19 protein-coding genes and 1 tRNA gene are annotated in these 19540 nt (G+C 39.5%); 11 read left to right on the top strand and 9 right to left on the bottom strand.

What is annotated here, in order from left to right:
• Positions 1 to 26: 26 nt before the first annotated feature.
• From ABVM50_RS14750 to ABVM50_RS14770, 5 genes are all read left to right on the top strand, one after another.
• Positions 27 to 965, top strand: a complete 939-nt coding sequence (locus ABVM50_RS14750; RefSeq protein ID WP_405199259.1) for a DUF368 domain-containing protein — start codon at positions 27 to 29, stop codon at positions 963 to 965.
• Entirely contained in the window at positions 952 to 1968 is a 1017-nt protein-coding gene (locus ABVM50_RS14755; RefSeq protein WP_405199260.1) for a DUF368 domain-containing protein, read from the top strand. The genes ABVM50_RS14750 and ABVM50_RS14755 overlap by 14 nt, the downstream gene beginning before the upstream one ends.
• Positions 1965 to 2693, top strand: coding sequence for a shikimate dehydrogenase family protein (locus tag ABVM50_RS14760; RefSeq protein WP_405199261.1), 729 nt, complete (start codon positions 1965 to 1967; stop codon positions 2691 to 2693). Before ABVM50_RS14755 ends, ABVM50_RS14760 begins: the two co-directional genes overlap by 4 nt.
• Before the next feature lie 115 nt (positions 2694 to 2808).
• On the top strand, positions 2809 to 5085 hold the full coding sequence (locus tag ABVM50_RS14765) for a DUF349 domain-containing protein (RefSeq protein WP_405199262.1): 2277 nt from the start codon (positions 2809 to 2811) through the stop codon (positions 5083 to 5085).
• Between the two features lie 160 nt (positions 5086 to 5245).
• The gene (locus ABVM50_RS14770; RefSeq protein WP_405199263.1) at positions 5246 to 5617 is read left to right on the top strand and encodes a DUF2200 domain-containing protein; all 372 of its coding nucleotides are present in this window, start codon (positions 5246 to 5248) and stop codon (positions 5615 to 5617) included.
• A gap of 448 nt (positions 5618 to 6065) precedes the next feature.
• Here ABVM50_RS14770 and mazG read toward each other — a convergent pair whose 3' ends face one another.
• The 5 genes from mazG to ABVM50_RS14795 form a co-directional block, all read right to left on the bottom strand.
• Positions 6066 to 6839, bottom strand: a complete 774-nt coding sequence (gene mazG / locus ABVM50_RS14775) for a nucleoside triphosphate pyrophosphohydrolase (protein ID WP_405199264.1) — start codon at positions 6837 to 6839, stop codon at positions 6066 to 6068.
• 62 nt (positions 6840 to 6901) lie between these two features.
• On the bottom strand, positions 6902 to 7303 hold the full coding sequence (locus tag ABVM50_RS14780; RefSeq protein WP_405199265.1) for a lipocalin family protein: 402 nt from the start codon (positions 7301 to 7303) through the stop codon (positions 6902 to 6904).
• Positions 7304 to 7394: 91 nt separating this feature from the next.
• A tRNA-His gene (locus tag ABVM50_RS14785) sits at positions 7395 to 7470 on the bottom strand.
• Positions 7471 to 7530: 60 nt separating this feature from the next.
• Entirely contained in the window at positions 7531 to 8247 is a 717-nt protein-coding gene (bshB1, locus tag ABVM50_RS14790) for a bacillithiol biosynthesis deacetylase BshB1 (protein WP_405199266.1), read from the bottom strand.
• Between the two features lie 6 nt (positions 8248 to 8253).
• Positions 8254 to 9402, bottom strand: coding sequence for a trans-sulfuration enzyme family protein (locus tag ABVM50_RS14795; protein ID WP_405199267.1), 1149 nt, complete (start codon positions 9400 to 9402; stop codon positions 8254 to 8256).
• Positions 9403 to 9570: 168 nt separating this feature from the next.
• On the opposite strand from ABVM50_RS14795, the gene ABVM50_RS14800 reads away from it, so the two are divergent.
• Positions 9571 to 10617 (top strand): NAD(P)-dependent alcohol dehydrogenase, encoded by a 1047-nt coding sequence (locus ABVM50_RS14800; protein WP_405199268.1) that lies wholly within the window; start codon positions 9571 to 9573, stop codon positions 10615 to 10617.
• 2 nt (positions 10618 to 10619) lie between these two features.
• Positions 10620 to 10997, top strand: coding sequence for a PH domain-containing protein (locus ABVM50_RS14805; protein WP_405199269.1), 378 nt, complete (start codon positions 10620 to 10622; stop codon positions 10995 to 10997).
• A 66-nt stretch (positions 10998 to 11063) separates the two neighbouring features.
• Here the strand turns inward: ABVM50_RS14805 and ABVM50_RS14810 are convergent, their stop codons facing one another.
• Both ABVM50_RS14810 and treA read right to left on the bottom strand, forming a co-directional pair.
• The gene (locus ABVM50_RS14810; protein WP_405199270.1) at positions 11064 to 11432 is read right to left on the bottom strand and encodes a DUF1622 domain-containing protein; all 369 of its coding nucleotides are present in this window, start codon (positions 11430 to 11432) and stop codon (positions 11064 to 11066) included.
• A 3-nt stretch (positions 11433 to 11435) separates the two neighbouring features.
• A complete protein-coding gene (gene treA, locus ABVM50_RS14815) occupies positions 11436 to 13055 on the bottom strand; it encodes an alpha,alpha-trehalase TreA (protein ID WP_405199271.1) in 1620 nt (539 codons plus the stop codon).
• A 97-nt stretch (positions 13056 to 13152) separates the two neighbouring features.
• On the opposite strand from treA, the gene ABVM50_RS14820 reads away from it, so the two are divergent.
• Together ABVM50_RS14820 and ABVM50_RS14825 are read left to right on the top strand one after the other, a co-directional pair.
• Positions 13153 to 13611 carry a GNAT family N-acetyltransferase gene (locus ABVM50_RS14820; protein ID WP_405199272.1) on the top strand — a complete coding sequence of 153 codons (459 nt, stop codon included), beginning with the start codon at positions 13153 to 13155 and terminating at the stop codon, positions 13609 to 13611.
• A 61-nt stretch (positions 13612 to 13672) separates the two neighbouring features.
• A complete protein-coding gene (locus ABVM50_RS14825; protein ID WP_405199273.1) occupies positions 13673 to 14485 on the top strand; it encodes an MBL fold metallo-hydrolase in 813 nt (270 codons plus the stop codon).
• Positions 14486 to 14965: 480 nt separating this feature from the next.
• Here the strand turns inward: ABVM50_RS14825 and sucC are convergent, their stop codons facing one another.
• The gene (gene sucC / locus ABVM50_RS14830; protein WP_405199274.1) at positions 14966 to 16159 is read right to left on the bottom strand and encodes an ADP-forming succinate--CoA ligase subunit beta; all 1194 of its coding nucleotides are present in this window, start codon (positions 16157 to 16159) and stop codon (positions 14966 to 14968) included.
• Between the two features lie 226 nt (positions 16160 to 16385).
• Here sucC and ABVM50_RS14835 point away from each other — a divergent pair, with 226 nt between their 5' ends.
• Complete coding sequence (locus tag ABVM50_RS14835; RefSeq protein ID WP_405199275.1) at positions 16386 to 17555, top strand: MFS transporter; 1170 nt, start codon at positions 16386 to 16388, stop codon at positions 17553 to 17555.
• Positions 17556 to 17657: 102 nt separating this feature from the next.
• The gene (gene lysA / locus ABVM50_RS14840; protein ID WP_405199276.1) at positions 17658 to 18896 is read left to right on the top strand and encodes a diaminopimelate decarboxylase; all 1239 of its coding nucleotides are present in this window, start codon (positions 17658 to 17660) and stop codon (positions 18894 to 18896) included.
• Here the strand turns inward: lysA and ABVM50_RS14845 are convergent.
• A complete protein-coding gene (locus ABVM50_RS14845; RefSeq protein ID WP_141878292.1) occupies positions 18893 to 19540 on the bottom strand; it encodes a hemolysin III family protein in 648 nt (215 codons plus the stop codon). The genes lysA and ABVM50_RS14845 overlap by 4 nt on opposite strands.

Consider the following 19540-nt stretch of genomic DNA (forward strand, 5'->3'; position numbering starts at 1 on the left):
TTTGAGCAAAATCATAAAATTCTAAGATGCAACGCAGTTTAGTGGACTATCTAAAGATAAGCCTTAAAGGAATGGCTATGGGAGCCGCAGATGTTGTTCCCGGAGTCTCCGGCGGTACTATCGCATTTATTTCAGGTATATATGAAGAGTTGATCACCACCATTAGTGGGGTGAACCTTGGTTTGCTTTCCACCTGGAAGGCAGACGGCTTTAAGGCCATGTGGGAAGAGCTGAATGGTAATTTTATTGTAGCTCTTTTTGCAGGTATTCTCGTTAGCATATTTAGTGTGATGCGTGTAGCAAATTATTTGCTTGAGAATCATCCGGTTCTAATCTGGTCCTTTTTCTTCGGACTTGTGGTTGCCAGTATTTGGTTTGTAGGTAAACAAATCCCGAAATGGACCTGGAAGATCGTTTTAGCGCTGGTGATTGGTGCAGCAGTTGCGTTCTATATCGTTAGCCTGCCACCACTTTCCGCCAGTAATTCTTATTTGTTTTTGTTCTTTGCCGGAGCACTTGCCGTTTGCGCAATGATCCTGCCTGGAATTTCTGGGGCTTTTATTCTGGTATTGCTAGGTGCTTATAAGTCGATTACAGAAGCAGCACATGATTTTGATCTGAAGACTATAGGTATTGTAGGTGTTGGAGCAGTTTTTGGATTGCTTACTTTTTCAAAGATCCTGAAATGGTTATTCGTTCATTACAGTAGTATTACCCTTGCGGTTCTTACCGGCTTTATCGCTGGTTCATTGAACAAGATCTGGCCATGGAAAGAAACTCTGGAAACTGCTATGTATGGTGAAAAAGAGGTGGTTCTTAAGGAAGCTTCCGTATTACCATGGAATTTCGACGGAGATCCACAAACATTATGGTCTGTAGTTCTTATGCTGGCCGGATTCTTCCTCATTTTAGGTCTGGAAATGCTGGCTGGTAATAAACCTGAAAATGCCGATGCAGCAAACTAGGACCTTCACAGATAAGTTCCTGCTGGTTCTAAAAGGCCTGGCCATGGGCGCTGCGAACAAGGTTCCTGGTGTGTCTGGCGGTGTTGTTGCCTTTGTTGCCGGATTCTATGAAGAGTTCATCTATTCACTACAAAAGGTAAACCTTAAAGCCTTTAAGCTTTTAATTTCTGGTAGATTCAGAAGCCTTTACCATTACATCAACGGGAAGTTCTTATTCCTGTTGATCCTTGGGATGCTGATTAGCTATTTTAGCGTTTCCAAGATTCTGGACTACCTCATTATACACTACGAACTATACGTCTGGTCAGCTTTCTTCGGAATGATCATTGGCTCCATTTATTACATTAGTAAGGACTTTGAAGACTGGGATCGTAACTCTATTGTATTTGCAGTACTCGGGATCATTGCCGGAATAGCCATTAGTTTCCTGGAACCTGCAAGAGAAAATGACAATCTCTGGTTTGTTTTTATCTGCGGAATGATAAGTGTGTCGGGGATGACCCTTCCAGGCCTCTCAGGTAGCTTTATATTGATTCTGGTGGGGAATTACGTCCTGTTGCTGGTAGACTCTGTTAATGCGCTTTATGATACGATGGCAGACATCCTGATGATGGATTTCTCCTGGACTGGAAATGCAGAAAGAATTCAGATGCTTAAAGTACTGGCGGTCTTCGCCATTGGCTCCCTGGCTGGACTGGTTTCATTGTCTCATTTGCTGGGATATGTACTCAAAACAAGAAAAAGAGAAACTTTTGCAGTCATCATTGGATTTATCACAGGCTCCCTTGGAGTTGTATGGCCATGGAAGGAGAAAGTATACAAAATTGGAGAACAGGGTAAAGTTCTAATTGATAGGAACGGAAATAAGGTGATCGACAATTACGATCGATACTGGCCACAATTCGATCAGGTAGAAACTTTCGCGGCAGTCTTCTGTATAGGAATAGGAATTAGCATTGTACTTGGACTCGCCTGGTACGAAAAAATTACTTCGGAAAAATGAGAACTTTTGGACTCGTTGGAAAAGACATAGATTATTCTTTTTCCAGAAACTACTTCAGTAAGAAATTCAGCAATAAAAATATCGATGCCAGGTATATCAATTTTGACCTTGAAAGCATTGATCAGTTTCCCGAAATTTTCAAAAGTATTGAAGTTTCCGGATTGAATGTAACCATCCCCTACAAGGAAAAAGTAATTCCATTTCTAGATCATCTTGACTCTGAAGCGCAAAAAATAGGCGCTGTGAATACCATTAAAATTTCTGAAAGCGGTGAGCTCACTGGCTATAATACAGACCATTTTGGCTTCAAAAAAGCACTGGAGAATCACTTGGAAAGTTTCCATAGTTCTGCTCTTATCCTTGGGACCGGAGGAGCTTCAAAAGCCGTCGCTTATGCTCTTGACAAACTGTCAGTTCCCTACCAGTTTATCTCCAGAAATTCTTCGGAAAATACGCTATCGTATAGTGAACTAAGAATTGAGGTAATTAGTCGTAACAAACTGGTAATTAACACAACACCTTTAGGCACTTCTCCTGAAACCGAACGTTATCCTGATATTCCTCTTGAGGGTATTTCCAGCCAGCATATCATCTTTGATCTTATCTATAATCCGGAAGAAACCAGGCTCATGAAGCTAGCTTCTGAACGTGGTGCTAAAACCCTAAATGGTTATAAAATGTTAGAACTTCAGGCTGAAAAAAGCTGGTCCATCTGGAATTCTTAATTCGACTCTCAAAGCTTCATTCTGTTTATAAATAGAATCATTCCCTTGTCCAATTTTAGTGGAGTTGTTATCTTTCAGAATAATTCGATTTTGAAGAACCCTAACATTGAAAGATATGTCCACTACAGAAAATGAGAACAAGAAAAATGAAATGTCTGAGAACCATGAAAAGGACTCAAAGCATACCTCCGGTTCTACAGATCATTCTTTGAATGACCCGAACGATAACTCTGAAAAACTTCAGCAGGAAACTGAACGAAAAGGTTTTGACGGGACCGATCATGAAGATGCAATCGTTCATGAATCTGCTTCAGGAAGGGCAACTTCAGATCAAAAGAAAATAGAAAAAACAGATCCCGATAAAGATCCGTACACTGCCATGGAAGGAGATGGAGATATTTATCCTGTGAAGAAGAACAATGAATCTGTAGAACCTGAAAACAAATCTGTTCGAAAAGTTTCAGAATCAACAGATCATGAAGATGCCATCGTTTCAGAATCCGAAAACAGGAAAACGGCAGCAAATACGGAAGAACAGGATGAAGATCTTGATAGTGATATTGGTGAAGCAGTTGTTGGAGAGAATCAGAAAGGCAGCGGGAGTCATGAAGAAGACATGGAGAACTCTGTTGCTGAAGAAAGTGAAGATGAAAGCGCTGGTGAACGACACACTATAGAGAAAAAGGATTACCATTCCATGAGCAAGGAAGCACTTGTTGAGGAACTGGAAAGACTGCTGAAAACCGAGAAGGTTCAGGCGATCAAAGAACATGTACAGGAGATCAGAACTGAATTCAATGCTAAGTTCGATGAGGAAATGGAAGAGAAAAAGGAAGAGTTTCTTGCTGAAGGCGGGAATATAATTGACTTCCACTACTCTACTCCACTTAACAAACAATTTAGTTCGACATACTTTGATTATCGTGAGAAGCGGAATGATTATTATAAACGCCTTAAAAAAGACCTCAACCAAAACCTGAATATACGCTTAGAACTTATTGAGGAATTGAAGGGACTTCTGGGTGTTGAAGAAAATATCAATACTACTTACAATCATTTCAAGGAAATTCAGGATAAATGGCGTACCGCCGGACCTATTCCTAGGGATCGTTATAATAATGTATGGAATACTTATCATCATCATGTTGAGAATTTCTATGATTTTCTGCATTTAAACCGTGAATTCAGAGACCTGGACTTTAAGCATAATCTTGAGCAAAAGCTTAAGGTAATAGACCGTGCTGAAGAATTAGCGCAGGAAAAAGACACGAATCGTTCTTTCCGGGAGTTGCAGATGCTGCACAAAATGTGGAAGGAAGAGCTTGGACCTGTGGCGAAGGAGTATCGGGAAGACATCTGGAAGCGATTCAGCGCAGCTACAAAAGATATTCACGATAAGCGTCAGGCATATTTTTCTCAGCTGGACGAACAGTACGAGAAGAACTGGGAGACCAAAAGAGATATCATCATCAAGATTAAGGAAATAGCAGAACAGGATTTTGATAGCCACAACAAATGGCAGCAAAGGATCAAACAAATCGAAGCTCTGCGAGAAGAATTCTTCAAGGCCGGGAAAGTTCCAAGAAACAAAAATCAGGAAACCTGGAATGAGTTCAAAGAGCATGTTCGTAAATTCAATCGTAAGAAAAATGCTTACTACAAGAATTTAAAGAAGGAGCAATACGATAATTTGGAGCAAAAGAAAGAACTAATCAGGATTGCAGAAGACAATATGGATAGTGATGACTTTAAAACGGTCACACCTCTCATGAAGAAAATCCAGAACGATTGGAAGAAAGTTGGACATGTACCCCGAAAGGATAGTGATAAGGTCTGGAAACAGTTTAAAAAGGCCTGTAATCATTATTTTGATCGCATGCACGCCCAGAAGAATGAAGAGAATAAGGATGAAGTTGAAGCTTTCGAAAAGAAAAAGGCCCTATTGGACGAAGTAAAATCCCTGGAACTAGCAGGCACTAAAAAGGAAAACCTTGCCGCTATCAAGGATAAAATCAATTCCTGGAAGGAAGTGGGTCGTGTACCTTATAATAAAAGATTTATAGAAGGAAAGTTTAATAAAGCGCTGGATCAACTCTTTAAAAAGCTTGATGTTGACAACACCAAGGCAGAGATGATGAAGTACGAGAATAAGATCCAGGCTCTTGATGATGCAGACGATGACAAGAAGATCAGGAACGAACACTATTTTCTTACCAAGAAGATCGAAGAAACCAAGGCTGAGATAAGACAACTCGAGAACAATTTGCAGTTCTTCAGCAATGTAGATGACGATAATCCACTGGTACAGGATGTACACAAGAATATCGCTCAGCACAAAGCCGACCTGGAAGTATGGCAGGAAAAACTTGCTAAGATCAAAACCTTGTATTAGTAAAAATCCAATACCATAGCCTGTAATATTCTTTTTGATCGATTAAGCGTAAAAACTTATCGTATTAAAGGTTTTACAGGCTATAGTTTTTTAAAGAAATAGGAAACTAGCTATCCCGTTCGCGTCTCATACCCTATATAGTAACTAGCAATTATAAAAGATGGCAGTAGTAACACCTGAAAAGAATGAGCAAATTGCGAAAATGAATTTCGGCGCTGTTTATCCGCATTACCTGAATAGAATAAAGAAGCACGGTAGAACTAAAGATGAACTTGACAGCGTTATTTCGTGGTTAACGGGTTATGATCAGGATACATTGGAATCCTTTATTGACGGTACTGGTACTTTTGGTGATTTTTTTGAAGGAGCCAGGATCCACAAAAATGCACACATGATCAATGGAGTCGTATGCGGTTATCGTATTGAAGATATTCCTGAAGAATTTGCTTTGTATCGCGATTGCAGAAAAATGGAAAAGTTGATCGATGAATTAGCCAAAGGCAGAAAGATGGAAAAGATCTTGAGGCGCTAAGAATCGGAGTTACACTGATTATAGCAATGACTATAAGTTAATACTAATCTTCTCTCAATTAGGTAATCTATTTGGAAACTTCAATGTTGTCGGTCATTGTACAGTGAAGTGCTTATCTAAGGCAAAAACTCACAGACGAGCCTTTGTTTTCTTTGCTCTAAAAGAAGTAGAAGATTGTGCAAACATTACTTCAACAATCAAAACGAATGGCTATCTAAATCTTTACGCTTTCTTCGGAAGTAGTTATTCTTGCGGCTAGAGTTGCAGATCCTGTACTCAAAGTCATATGTATCCAAGCAAATATCCAAAACTCAAAGGGATTTTGAGATGATCTGAAAAGGTTGAGAAAAATTGATGATTTGATAATAACCAACTCTAATAAACTTTGTTTTTTATTTCTGAAAACTACTTTTATTAGATAATATGACCAGGAAAATCTATAGTCTATTTATACTTTCTTAGCCTCGTTCCAGAATACATCCATTTCCGCAAGGCTCATATCTTTTAGTGCTTTGCCCTGCTCTGCCGCTTTGCCTTCCAGATACTGAAATCGTTTGATAAATTTTTTATTGGTACGTTCTAAAGCATTTTCAGGATTCACTTTCAGAAAACGTGCATAGTTGATCATAGAAAATAGTACATCACCAAATTCTGCTTCAATAAGATCACTATTATTATCTGTAACTTCATCTTCCAGCTCCTTAAGTTCTTCCTGAAGTTTTTCGAATACCTGTTTGGGTTCTTCCCAGTCAAATCCAACTCCTGCAACTTTATCCTGTATCCTGTTGGCTTTGACCATTGCAGGTAAAGACCTGGGCACTCCTTCGAGAACACTTTTCTTGCCTTCCTTTAATTTCAGGTTTTCCCAGTTACGTTTAACCTCTTCTTCATCTGCAACGATCACATCCCCATAAATGTGAGGATGCCGATCTATAAGTTTATCACATATGCCATTCGCAACATCTGCAATGTCAAAATCATTAGTCTCACTTCCAATCTTCGAATAAAACACAAGATGTAATAAGACGTCTCCTAGTTCTTTCCGAATTTCCTCTATGTCTTTGTCCAGAATGGCGTCGCCAAGCTCGTAGGTTTCTTCAATAGTAAGATGACGCAATGATTCCATGGTTTGTTTACGATCCCAGGGACATTTTTCCCGGAGCTCATCCATGATGGTTAATAATCTGTCAAAAGCCTGAAGTTGATCTTGCCTGGAATTCATACTGAAAAACGATTTTTTCAAAAGTAATATATCAAAACCGTATGATGAACATGAACTGAAGTTTATTGCTTACGATATCTGTAGATACAAGCTTCTATACAACCTATGTAACTTATCTCCATTTCGCTTTCAGTAATGCTAACTACCTTGAACGAGCGCATACTTTCCGTATTATCCGAACAAGTAAATGAAAGTGTGTTTTCATCAAGATCGAGATTATAGGTTCCTGTTGGACATTCATCCTGGGTAGCATTAAAATAACCATTTGGAGAAAATGTATATTCTGTACCGTTTTCAACGGTTTGCCAGGTTGTCTCACCACCCGGACTTACATATGCATCGGTCATTTTCCAGGTTCCTGAAAGACTATCTACAGTAAGATCTACAATTAACAGGCTGTCATCACTACTGCTACAACTACTCAATGAAATGGCTGCGACGAAAAGAAGTATTAATTTTCTCATTTTTCAATTGATTTGATTCAATAGATAGATGCAAATAACTGAGAAAGGTTGCGTAAACAAAAAAGCTTCTCATTTCTGAGAAGCTTTGTGAGGGTGGAAGACCGGTTTCGAACCGGCGACCTCCGGAACCACAATCCGGCGCTCTAACCAGCTGAGCTACAACCACCATTTGATTAGCGGTTGCAAATGTAAGTTATTTGTACATTTCAGCAAAGAAAAATTTTCAATTAAATAAGGTCAAATACAGAATCCACTGCTACATAACGATCTACATTATAACCTTCGGCATGTTCAGTATTAATAAGCCTTCCCATATCCTGTGCCCGGTAAGTAATGCTATCCAGGAAGTTACTGCTTGAAATTGGAGTTTCAGGCTCCTTACTATCTTCACTGTAAAATTGCGACCTGTAAGCTTTAACCGAATCAATTTTTTTATCCAGAAAGCCCGTGATGTCTACTACAAAATCTGGTTTTAGATTCTTCCATTGTATATAATGGAAAATGTGCTTTGGTCGCCATGCGTTCTGGCTATCACCATTCATGATAGTTTCAATCTTACGCAAACCACTCAGAAAGCAAGCATCACTTATTAATTTTGCAGCCTTTCCATGATCGATATGTCTGTCATCAACCGCATTACATAGCACAATCTCTGGCTGGTACTTTCTTATTATTTTAATGATCTCCATTTGATGAGAAGCATTGTTTGTAAAAAAAGCATCGCTAAATTCCAGATTCTCGCGAACCTCAACTCCTAAAACCTCGGCTGCAGCTTCTGCTTCCTGATCACGAATCTCTGCAGATCCCCTTGTACCAAGTTCTCCCCTGGTAAGGTCAAGAATTCCAACCTTTTTTCCTCGACTAATCTCTTTTGCAATGGTTCCAGCACAACTTAACTCCACATCATCAGGGTGTGCGCCAATCGCAAGTATATCTAATTTCATAAATCTTTATTTGGTAATTGCTATTGCCTGCTCAAGGTCTTGTTTAATATCTTCAAACTCTTCGATGCCCACAGAAAATCTCAAAAGATTATCCTTGATCCCTTGCTGTGCCCTTTCTTCCTCTGTCAACAAACCATGACTGGTTTTCGAAGGTAAAAGAATGGTACTTTCCACACCGGCAAGACTCATGGAGGGTTTAATTAGTTTCAGGGATTTCATAAAATGCTGCACATCGATCTCAGCATTCAACTCGAAAGACATCATTCCGCCGAAACCAGACATTTGCTTTGCTGCCAGTTCGTGATCGGGATGATCTTTTAAACCAGGATAATAAACGTTCGCGACACTGGAATGGGCGGCTAAAAATTCAGCCAGTTGCATGGCATTCGAATTCTGGGCTTTTACACGTAAGCCCATGGTCTTGATACTTCTTTCCAGTAACCAGACCGTATAATCACTTAAGTTTCCGCCGAAATTCTTCGCCATTTGAAAGATCCTGTCGATATGATCTTCAGAACTTATTGCAGTTCCCGCCAGGATATCACTATGACCTCCCATATATTTCGTTGCAGAATGTAAAACGATGTCTATTCCCATATCCAGAGGGTTCTGATTCACCGGAGAGGCAAAAGTATTATCGATCATACTCACAAGACCATGCTTTTTGGCCAGACCTGCAACTCCCTCGATATCCGTGATCTTCAACAGAGGATTTGATGGTGTCTCGATGTAAATTACCTTCGTATTTTCCTTGATTTCAGATTCTAGTGAAGCTATTGAAGAGTCTTTAGCGAACGTATACTCTATTCCGAATTTAGCGAACTCCTCTACTGCAAGGTTACTTGTTCCCCCATAAAGTGCATCTGGAAACACAACGTGATCACCAGACCTCAAAAATGCCATTAATGAAGTGCTTACTGCGGCCATCCCACTACCAAAGATCAAAGCTGCTTCTCCATGTTCCAGTGCAGCCATCTTTTTAGCAAGGGCTACCTGGTTTGGAGTATTAAAATATCTGGGGTAACGCTTGGTCTCCACATCTTCAAATGCGTAAGAAGTTGCCATATAAAGTGGAGAAACCGCTCCTTTAAACTGAGTGTCTTCCAGTTCACCAGCATGTGTACATATCGTATTGATTCCTTTAGAATCGCTCATAATTTAGAATTCAAAATTGAGCTCCTAAGGTACTAAGAATTCTTTGAAAGCAAAGGACTACAAGAAAGTTGACCTACGTCAATTCAGCGCGTTAAGAATAGTTAAACCTATACTACATAGCATGTGGTGCAGTTATAAAATGAGTAAATTTCAGCAAAAGAGAATAAAATGAAAAATGTAAAAGCTTACGGCGCAAAGTCGAATGATGCAGATCTTAATATGATGGAGATCGAACGCAGGGACATTCTTGCAAATGACGTGAAGATCGAAATCGATTATTGTGGAGTTTGTCATAGCGATATACACCAGGTTAGAAATGATTGGGGCAATAGTAAATATCCAGTGGTACCAGGCCATGAGATTATTGGTCGCATAGTAGAAGTGGGGTCAGACGTTAAAAACTTTAAGCAAGGTGATCTTGTTGGAGTTGGATGTATGGTGGACTCCTGCCAGGAATGTAAATCTTGTGAAGATGGTCTTGAGCAATATTGCGAAAATGGAATGACCGCTACCTATAATGGTAAGGATGAACATTTAGGTGGTCATACTTTCGGAGGATATTCTGAAATGGTTGTGGTACGCGAAAAATTTGTACTGAAGGTTCCTGAAAATCTGGATACAAAAGCAGTTGCACCATTATTATGTGCAGGTATTACGACGTGGTCTCCGCTTAGACAATGGAATGTAAAAAAAGGTGATAAAGTTGGTGTTGTTGGACTGGGAGGTCTGGGACATATGGGTGTTAAGTTTGCCCACGCTTTGGGAGCTCACGTTGTGATGATCACTACCTCTCCTGCTAAAGCCGAAGATGCTAAATCCCTTGGTGCAGATGAAGTTTTGATCTCGAAGGATGAAGCAGAAATGAAGAAACATGCGAATTCATTCGATTTTATTCTGAATACGGTTCCTGTAGGACATGATACGAATCCTTATGTTGCCTTACTGAAAAGAGATGCGACAATGACCTTAGTTGGAGCGATCGATGAAGTGGATATTCATGGTGGCGGACTTATCATGGGTAGAAAAAGACTTGCAGGTTCATTAATTGGCGGAATCAAGGAAACTCAGGAAATGCTTGATTTCTGTGGAGAGCATAATATTGTTTCAGATATCGAAATGATAAACATGGACTCTATTAATACTGCTTTCGACAGAGTTGTAAAATCTGATGTTAAGTATAGATTTGTAATCGATATGAAATCACTAAAGAATTAATTATGGGTCTACTATCCTCATTGCTTGGTAATGCCGGTGCTATAGAAAATTCAGTTATTCAGGAGAAATATGGCAAATTGCTTATTGATTCTGAAGAAGTCATTGCTGGATTTAAGATCATTAGAGATACCTTTATTTTCACCAACAAACGATTGATCATTATAGATGTTCAGGGATTGACTGGTAGCAAAATTGAATATTTCTCAGTGCTATACAAAAGCATTACACGTTTTAGCGTGGAAACTGCAGGAAGTTTTGATCTGGATGCAGAACTTAAGATCTGGATATCCGGGGAACAATCACCCAGTATTTCAAAGAAATTCAATAAGAAAGTTGATATCTATGAAGTTCAGAAATTGCTTGCTGAGTATACTTTATAGGACAGGATAGTCAGAAATTTATAAAAAAAGCCACTGAGATTCTCAGTGGCTTTTTTATGTGCAGGTCTAAGCTTCCTGATCCAGCCTGTTCTCTTTTTCCTTCCTTTGCCATGGAAATCTGCCTTCAATCTCCAGTTCAATGGAAAAACTCAAAAATGTTCTTATCAGGACGATGATCCCTAAAGAGATAACCTCATCCAGCGTTGGTTTTGTTACTACGGTTGCGATAATATCTGCAGCAACCAGGATTTCAAGTCCGAGCAGAATAGCTTTCCCCAATTCCTGTCTTAATAATTTGTAAGATCTGACTCCTTCACTTTGCTTGGCCATTATATATTTGAATAATGCTACGATCGTTCCCAGAAGTATTACCACAACTCCAGTGACTTCTATAAACTTTGCCGCATACTCGATATACAAACTTATATGTTCCATAAACTATTCTTCTGAAGATAATTTTTTATAAACTCCATTAGTCCAGCCAAACCCATCCTGGGTTGGATATTCCCCTCCTCCGCTTTCTTTGGAAAGATCCATAACATTATACTTCTCGGTCATCTTATAGGTTCGATTGTAAACTGCGCTGTTCACATCAAGCCATCTTCTTTTTATTTCTTCGGAAAGTTCCAGATGCTTATAATTTCTTAGACCCTGAATAGTGATCCACTGCAATGGAGCCCAGCCATTTGGTGCATCCCATTGCTGTCCGGTATTATATGGTGTAGTTACAACTCCACCCGGTTTCAGGAAGTCTTCTTGGATCTTTGCAGCCACTTTGTTAGCCTGCATTTCATCTGCGATCTGAAAAAATAAAGGATACATTGTTGCCAGAGATAGGTTTCCTGTAAATTCCTGCTTTTCAAAGTTGTAATCCTGGAAGAACTCCATTTCGGTATCCCAGAAATAGTTTGCGATCGCCTTTTGTCGTTTATCTGACAGCTTCGTATAAATAGACGATATTTCTTCTTTGCCTGAAATTTTTGCTGCCCTGGAGATGGTCTTTTCCAGGTGGTAAAGCAACGAATTCAGATCAACCGGAAGAATGGAAGTGGTTTGAATACTCGAAAGTTCAAATTCATTTCGCTTATTTTTGACCAGCCATCTGCTTGAATAATCCCAACCAGACTCCGCCCCTGCTCTAAGATTACGATAGACATCTTCTTTCTTGAGCTCTGGATTAGCTTTCACTGCAATTTCTGCAGTTTCTACATCTTCACGATAGCTTTCTGGTCTTGGAGTATCGAATTCATCATAATAACGGTTCAGGACAGTTCCATCCTTCAGCTTCACGACTCTATTAGTAACATTGCCTGGTTTGAGTTCATTATTTCCCTTCATCCAGAACTGATGTTCTTTCTCCAGTGCATCTAAAAATTCTACATAAACCTGGTCACCATCAATATCAGCCAGGATATCGACCATGAGAGAAAAGAACGGTGGTTGAGATCTTCCGAGATAATAAGTACGATTCCCATTCGGAATAAAGCCGAGTTCATCAATAAGGAATGCGAAATTTTCCACCATGTTCCTGATAACTTCATTTTCACCATCTACCTGCAATCCTAACATAGTAAAGTAGCTATCCCAGTAATAAACTTCACGAAATCTACCACCCGGCACTATATAATCATTTGGCAACGGAATAAGAGTTCCGGAAATACTATCATTTGCAGGCCTTTTCAGCACTTCCCATAAGCTCTTTATGTGCATACCTATCTGCAGACTATCGCTTTTGAAATCCAGATCGGCTTCAGGAATACTAAAATGTTGATCCAGAAAGGTTTTCATTCCCGTAACGGTAGTATCTTCGAGCATTTCATATCGCTCCCTGATAAGACCTACACTGTATTTAGGAGTCGCATCAACAAAAGTTTTACTGTCCTCGAAAATAGCCCGGGTTTGTACATCATAGAATAAATTTCCGTAGAGCTCGGCTGGTGGCAGTATATTAATTTCCTGGTTATCATTGGCAACAACGGTATCCTCACTGGACTTACAACTGTTGAACGTAATTACTAAGGATAGCAGGAATAACTTAAAATATCTTCGGAAGTTCATATAGATGTGTTTACGATCTATAAATATAAATAAATTGATAACTGAAATGCGTGGCTACTCAAAGCTTCTTTATATTTTTGATCTATAACTAATGATCATGGAGATACTCAACTGGGATAAAAAGTACGCGGAAGAATTTGAAAAAATGAACCTTCACTGGCTGAATGAATTCTTTTATGTTGAACCACATGATGAAGAGGTTTTAGGAAAACAGGAAAAATATATCATTCAGCCGGGAGGAAGGATCTTCTTTGTAAAAAAGGATAAAACTATCGTTGCCTGTGTAGCTTTAATGAAGATGGAAGATGATGTTTTCGAACTTACAAAGATGGCGGTTAAACCAGCTTTTCGAGGTCAGAAGATCGGACACTTTCTAATTGACCATACCATACAGTTTGCAAAAAATAGTGGCTGGGACAAATTGATCATTTACTCTAGTCGCAAACTGGAAAACGCTATTCACTTATATCGCAAATATGGATTCGAAGAGATTCCTATCGAAGAAAACAATCCCTATGCTCGTGGGGATATTAAAATGTCATTAATCCTTTCATAATTCTTTATTAAACAAAATAGCTAAAGTCATGTCCAGCCTTATCTTAGGCTAAAAATTGACTATGAAAAATGTAGCTACTCTAATTGCCGCAGGTTTATTGCTTGTTGGTTGTAAAGATCAAGGGAATGAAAAGGATAACATGATGAACGACACTCTTGCAGAGAACAATGCAGAGATGAGTGAGATGCCTCTTCAGGAAACCATGGACCTACAGATAGAACCTATTTCTCATGCCACAGCAGTTTTCAAATGGGGCGATAAGACCTTTTACACAGATCCCGTAGGTGGAGCAGAAGCTTTTGCAGATAAGGATAGACCTGATTTTATTTTGATCACAGACATTCATGGAGACCATATGAATGCTGAAACGCTGAAAGCCATTAGTTTGGACAGTGTGACTGTAATTGTACCACAGGCCGTAAAGGATAAATTACCTGCAGATCTGAAAGCTGAATATATAGTAATGAATAACGGAGACTCGAAAGAACTCATGGGTCTTAATATCAAGGCAATACCAATGTACAATCTACCTCAGTCTAAAGACGCTATGCACGTGAAAGGTCGTGGTAATGGATATATTATTGAGAATAATGGGAAGAGACTATATATTTCCGGCGATACTGAAGATATTCCTGAAATGAGAAACCTGAAGAATATCGATGTCGCATTAGTGTCTATGAATCTACCTTATACCATGCCGGTAGACCGTGCTGCCAAAGGTGTGCTATCCTTCAAACCAAAAAAAGTAATTCCATACCATTACCGTGGTAAAAACGGACTTTCTGATGTTAAAGAATTTAAGAAATTAGTAAACGAAGGAAATTCTGATATTGAAGTGGAACTTATGAACTGGTATCCGGAAAGATCGAAGTAGAAAATATCTGGAAACAAGAAGTCGCTCTTCAGATTAATATGCTTGAAATTTTTGTAAAATTTTTAGTTGGCTAAAACAAATTCAACAATTATTTAATCAAGCTAGAACATTAATCTGGGAAGCGACTTTTAAGTTATTGATTCTCATATTATTAAATATAAGGTTTCCTATTTATTTAGAACGAGTCTTTTTTAACTCAATTGTCCGCAATCATTAATTTTTAGAAAACTTTATGATTTAGCGGTTTTTGAGATCAGAGCTTTTCATTGCAAATAAACTGACTTTCCACTGCTCTAATACCCGGGTCTTCTCTTACCTTTAAGAGATTAAGTTTTATTGTAAATCAGGAAATAGAGCTAGTTTTTCAGAAAAAGAATTGGAAACTATGGTCTTACTGAAATGAAAAAGCTTTTTGCGCAGAACATATAAAAACAAAAAACCCGGCCAATGGCCGGGTTTCTTTATAATATGAATTAGTTCCTAGGAAAGTACTTCCTGAACTTTATCTGCTGCTTCCTGGAATTGTACCGCACTGTAAACTTTAAGTCCACTATTGTCGATAAGTTCCTTAGCGATATCTGCGTTTGTTCCTTGCAATCTAACAATGATTGGCACATTCATAGCATCTCCCATATTCTTGGAAGCGTCTACGATACCCTGAGCAACACGGTCACATCTTACGATTCCTCCAAAGATATTAACCAGGATCGCTTCTACTTTATCATCTTTTAAGATCAACCTGAAAGCTTCTTCTACTCTCTTAGCATCAGCTGTTCCACCAACATCAAGGAAGTTAGCCGGCTCTCCACCTGCTTGTTTGATAAGGTCCATAGTTGCCATTGCAAGTCCTGCACCGTTTACCATACACCCAACGTTACCGTCAAGATCTACGTAGTTAAGTCCAAGTTCTCTTGCTTCAACTTCAGTAGCATTCTCTTCACGAACATCACGCATTTCAGCATAATCCTTGTGACGGAAAAGTGCATTATCATCTAATGTTACCTTAGCATCTACTGCCATGATCTTATCATCACTCGTTTTCAACACAGGGTTGATCTCAAAAAGTGAAGAATCAGATTTTTCAAAAGCTTCATATAAAGACATTACGAATTTGGTCATTTCTTTAAATGCCTTTCCGCTTAGTCCAAGATTGAAAGCGATTCTACGTGCCTGGAATCCAAGCAAACCTGTAGAAGGATCAATCTCTTCAGTAAATATAAGGTCTGGAGTTTCTTCAGCAACAGTTTCGATATCCATTCCACCTTCAGTAGAATACATGATCATGTTACGTCCGGTAGCTCTGTTTAAAAGAACAGACATATAATATTCTTCCGGTTCACTGTCTCCAGGATAGTAAACATCTTCAGCAACTAAAACCTGGTGTACCTTTTTCCCTTCCGCAGAAGTTTGAGGAGTTACAAGATTCATCCCGATGATCTCTCCGGCAATTTCTTCAACTTCCTTCAGGTTTTTGGCAAGTTTTACACCACCACCTTTACCACGTCCACCAGCATGAACCTGTGCTTTGATCACATGCCATCCAGTACCGGTTTGCTCGGTAAGTGCTTTTGCAGCATCTACTGCTTCTTTAGCGTTTGTTGCTACGGTTCCACGTTGAATGCGGACTCCAAAGCTGCTCAAAATTTCTTTTCCTTGATATTCGTGTATATTCATAATCAGCTATTTCTTCTGTATTTATTATGGAAAGCAAAAGTAACAAATACATACTATTGTACCAATCTTTTTTGAGCTTCTTAACGATAGGCTAATACTTGGAAATTCTTATCCTGCAGGGCTTTCAGAATATCTTGGGAAAAACGAAAAGGTTATCGCAGAAAACTGAAGTAAATCTGGTGAGACTTTCGATTCTCAACTAAATTTGATCTTTTAATTATTTCTCATGAAGAAGGCATTACTGGCGCTGGCAATTGGAGGTTTTGGAATAGGAATGACAGAATTTGTGATCATGGGAATTCTGCCTGAGATCGCTAATGCTCTGGAAGTTTCCATCCCGGTCGCAGGACATTTTATCTCGGCATATGCTCTCGGGGTAGTCGTTGGCGCTCCCCTGCTTACCATCTTCGGAAATAAATGGCCGCCTCAAAAGACACTTTTAGGTTTGATGGTATGGTTTACCATATTCAATACGCTTTCAGCATTTGCAGATTCCTACGAGCTTTTAATGCTCGCCAGGTTCTTGTCTGGTCTACCTCATGGTGCATTCTTCGGAATTGGCGCTGTGGTGGCAGGAAAACTCGCCCGTCCCGGGAAAGAAGCTCAGGCTATTGCTATGATGTTCACCGGACTTACGGTGGCCAATGTGATTGGGGTTCCACTTGGGACCTGGTTGGGACAGAACTTCAGTTGGGGTATTGCATTTCTCGCAGTTGGTGTGGTTGGGATTTGTGCAATTCTGAGTATTAAATTCTGGATGCCGGAAGTGAAAATTGCCAATGCCGGCGGAATGAAAGAAGAATTAAGATTACTTCGGAAACCAGAACTCTGGATGGTTATCCTTCTAACAACTATTGGAACTGGTGGCTTCTTCGCCTGGTACAGTTACATAGCTCCGCTAATTACAGATGTCGCCGGTCATTCTGAAGGTGTTGTTAGTTATGCGATGATCCTTGCCGGACTAGGAATGGTCGCCGGAAACTTTCTGGGTGCGAAACTGGCTGAGATGTTCAGTCCGATCAAAGCAGTTATTATAGCGCTGATCCTGATGGTTACCGCGCTTTTAGTGAATACTTTTGTTGCGCATGACCAGATTGGAGTGCTCATTACTACGTTCATTATTCCTGTGATCGCATTTTGTATCGCCACACCCATCCAAATGGCCGTAATCAATACTGCTAAAGGTTCTGAGATGTTGGGTTCTTCGCTTAATCAAAGTGCTTTTAACATGGGAAATGCCAGTGGAGCCTATCTTGCCGGTCTACCTATCGCTTACGGGTACGGCATTGTATCTGCTCAATATGTGGGAGCTGCCATGGCTGGAATTGGAATCTTTATAGGGATTGGCGTCATTTATATGCGCAAAAGACAGGCAGCGCTTCAGACTACTGCATAGGAATATACATATTTAACAAAAGGTATAAATTGGTTATATTTAAATTTGATCTAGGGTAACTATTACAAAACACTGTAGTTTTACGCCAAATTAGGATTAGAAATGACACATAAGGATCTACTTTCTGTAGCAGATGATTTTGGCAGCCCGGTTTACGTGTATGATGCTGAAAAAATTACTTCTCAATATCAAAGATTAACCAATGCATTTAAGGTTGATGAACTAAGAATACACTACGCAGTAAAAGCACTTTCCAATATTTCGATCCTTAAGTTACTTAATTCTCTGGGTTGTGGCTTGGATACCGTATCTATTCAGGAAGTAAAACTGGGAATACAAGCAGGTGTTTCTCCTGCAAGGATCATATACACTCCTAATGGTGTTTCCCTGGAAGAAATCGAGGAAGTGGTTCAACTCGGAGCCCAGATCAACATAGATAATCTTTCCATCCTGGAACAGTTTGGTAGCAGGCATCCTGAGATTCCTGTTTGCATTCGTATTAATCCTCATGTGATGGCGGGTGGAAATTCAAAAATTTCTGTTGGACATATTGATTCCAAATTCGGGATCAGTATTCACCAGATGCCACATTTGTTGAGAATTGTAGAAAACACAGGAATGCACATTAACGGTATTCATATGCATACTGGAAGTGATATTCTTGATATTGGAGTTTTCCTACATGCTTCAGAAATTCTTTTTGAAGCAGCAAGAAACTTTAAAGAACTTGAATTCATAGATTTTGGAAGTGGTTTCAAAGTTCCTTACCGTCCTGGCGATATAGAAACCGATATTGAAGATCTGGGTGAACAACTAACCCAAAAGTTTAAGGCTTTTTGTAAGGAATACGGTCGTGATCTTGCACTCGCTTTTGAACCTGGTAAATACCTCGTTAGTGACGCAGGGAAATTCCTGGCGAAGGTGAATGTGATCAAACAAACCACCTCAACTGTTTTTGCAGGAATCGATTCTGGATTTAACCATCTAATCAGGCCGATGTTCTATGGATCACATCATGAAATCACCAATATTAGTAATCCGGAAGCCAAGAACAGATTTTACAGTGTCGTAGGTTATATCTGCGAAACCGATACTTTTGGAAATAACAGACGAATTTCTGAAATAAGGGAAGGCGACATTCTTAGTTTCAGCAATGCCGGAGCTTATTGTTTTAGTATGGCCAGCAATTTTAATTCCAGATTGAGGCCTGCGGAAGTATTATGGTACAACAACCAGGCTCATTTAATTAGAGAACGTGAAGTTTTTGAAGATCTTACCAGGCATCAGATCGAACTTGATTTTGAAACTAGAGAAACTGAAGTTTCAGAAGTTCAGAATTAAACCACGTAAAGGTAAATTGATATAAAATGGGAGAATGTTCCCATGAGTACGAAGACATGGAAGATAGCATGGTTAAAAGGTATTTTCTTTAGCATGAAAAGTATAGCTCCTATGGTATAGGAAACTCCTCCAGCTCCCAGCCACCATAAACCTTCAGTACTCAGATTTTCTATCATGGAATTTCCGGCGAAAACGATAATCCAGCCCATCGCAACATACATGATAGTTGAGAGCAGCTGGTATTTACCCGTAAAGAAAAATTTCAGAATTATTCCCGCCAGTGCGATCAGCCAGACGGTCCAGAGTATGATATTACCAACCAGGCCGGGTAAACTAATGACTGCAAAAGGTGTATAGGTGCCAGCGATCAAAACATAAATTGATGCGTGATCCAGAATATTCAATCTGGCTCTCTTTTGATGATCTTTAGCGCTATGATACAAAGTACTCGCCGCATACAACAGGATCATACTGGCACCAAATACTGAAAAACTTACAAGATAAGCGGAAGAATCAAATTCTAATGCGCGCTGGATAAGCAGGTAAAGTGCGACTATACTCAGCAAAAAGCCGATGCCGTGGGAAATTATATTCAGTCGTTCCTCTTCTGGTGGATAGTATTTAGGCTCCATGCTTTTTTCCAT

It is taken from the genome of Christiangramia sp. LLG6405-1 (assembly GCF_045055805.1).
Classification (GTDB): Bacteria; Bacteroidota; Bacteroidia; order Flavobacteriales; family Flavobacteriaceae; genus Christiangramia.

Bases quoted from the DNA above. Each gene is read 5' to 3' on its own strand.
- ABVM50_RS14750 (WP_405199259.1), top strand. From the start codon at position 27: ATGCAACGCAGTTTAGTGGACTATCTAAAGATAAGCCTTAAAGGAATG.
- ABVM50_RS14755 (WP_405199260.1), top strand. From the start codon at position 952: ATGCAGCAAACTAGGACCTTCACAGATAAGTTCCTGCTGGTTCTAAAA.
- ABVM50_RS14760 (WP_405199261.1), top strand. From the start codon at position 1,965: ATGAGAACTTTTGGACTCGTTGGAAAAGACATAGATTATTCTTTTTCC.
- ABVM50_RS14765 (WP_405199262.1), top strand. From the start codon at position 2,809: ATGTCCACTACAGAAAATGAGAACAAGAAAAATGAAATGTCTGAGAAC.
- ABVM50_RS14770 (WP_405199263.1), top strand. From the start codon at position 5,246: ATGGCAGTAGTAACACCTGAAAAGAATGAGCAAATTGCGAAAATGAAT.
- mazG (WP_405199264.1), bottom strand. From the start codon at position 6,839: ATGAATTCCAGGCAAGATCAACTTCAGGCTTTTGACAGATTATTAACC.
- ABVM50_RS14780 (WP_405199265.1), bottom strand. From the start codon at position 7,303: ATGAGAAAATTAATACTTCTTTTCGTCGCAGCCATTTCATTGAGTAGT.
- bshB1 (WP_405199266.1), bottom strand. From the start codon at position 8,247: ATGAAATTAGATATACTTGCGATTGGCGCACACCCTGATGATGTGGAG.
- ABVM50_RS14795 (WP_405199267.1), bottom strand. From the start codon at position 9,402: ATGAGCGATTCTAAAGGAATCAATACGATATGTACACATGCTGGTGAA.
- ABVM50_RS14800 (WP_405199268.1), top strand. From the start codon at position 9,571: ATGAAAAATGTAAAAGCTTACGGCGCAAAGTCGAATGATGCAGATCTT.
- ABVM50_RS14805 (WP_405199269.1), top strand. From the start codon at position 10,620: ATGGGTCTACTATCCTCATTGCTTGGTAATGCCGGTGCTATAGAAAAT.
- ABVM50_RS14810 (WP_405199270.1), bottom strand. From the start codon at position 11,432: ATGGAACATATAAGTTTGTATATCGAGTATGCGGCAAAGTTTATAGAA.
- treA (WP_405199271.1), bottom strand. From the start codon at position 13,055: ATGAACTTCCGAAGATATTTTAAGTTATTCCTGCTATCCTTAGTAATT.
- ABVM50_RS14820 (WP_405199272.1), top strand. From the start codon at position 13,153: ATGGAGATACTCAACTGGGATAAAAAGTACGCGGAAGAATTTGAAAAA.
- ABVM50_RS14825 (WP_405199273.1), top strand. From the start codon at position 13,673: ATGAAAAATGTAGCTACTCTAATTGCCGCAGGTTTATTGCTTGTTGGT.
- sucC (WP_405199274.1), bottom strand. From the start codon at position 16,159: ATGAATATACACGAATATCAAGGAAAAGAAATTTTGAGCAGCTTTGGA.
- ABVM50_RS14835 (WP_405199275.1), top strand. From the start codon at position 16,386: ATGAAGAAGGCATTACTGGCGCTGGCAATTGGAGGTTTTGGAATAGGA.
- lysA (WP_405199276.1), top strand. From the start codon at position 17,658: ATGACACATAAGGATCTACTTTCTGTAGCAGATGATTTTGGCAGCCCG.
- ABVM50_RS14845 (WP_141878292.1), bottom strand. From the start codon at position 19,540: ATGGAAAAAAGCATGGAGCCTAAATACTATCCACCAGAAGAGGAACGA.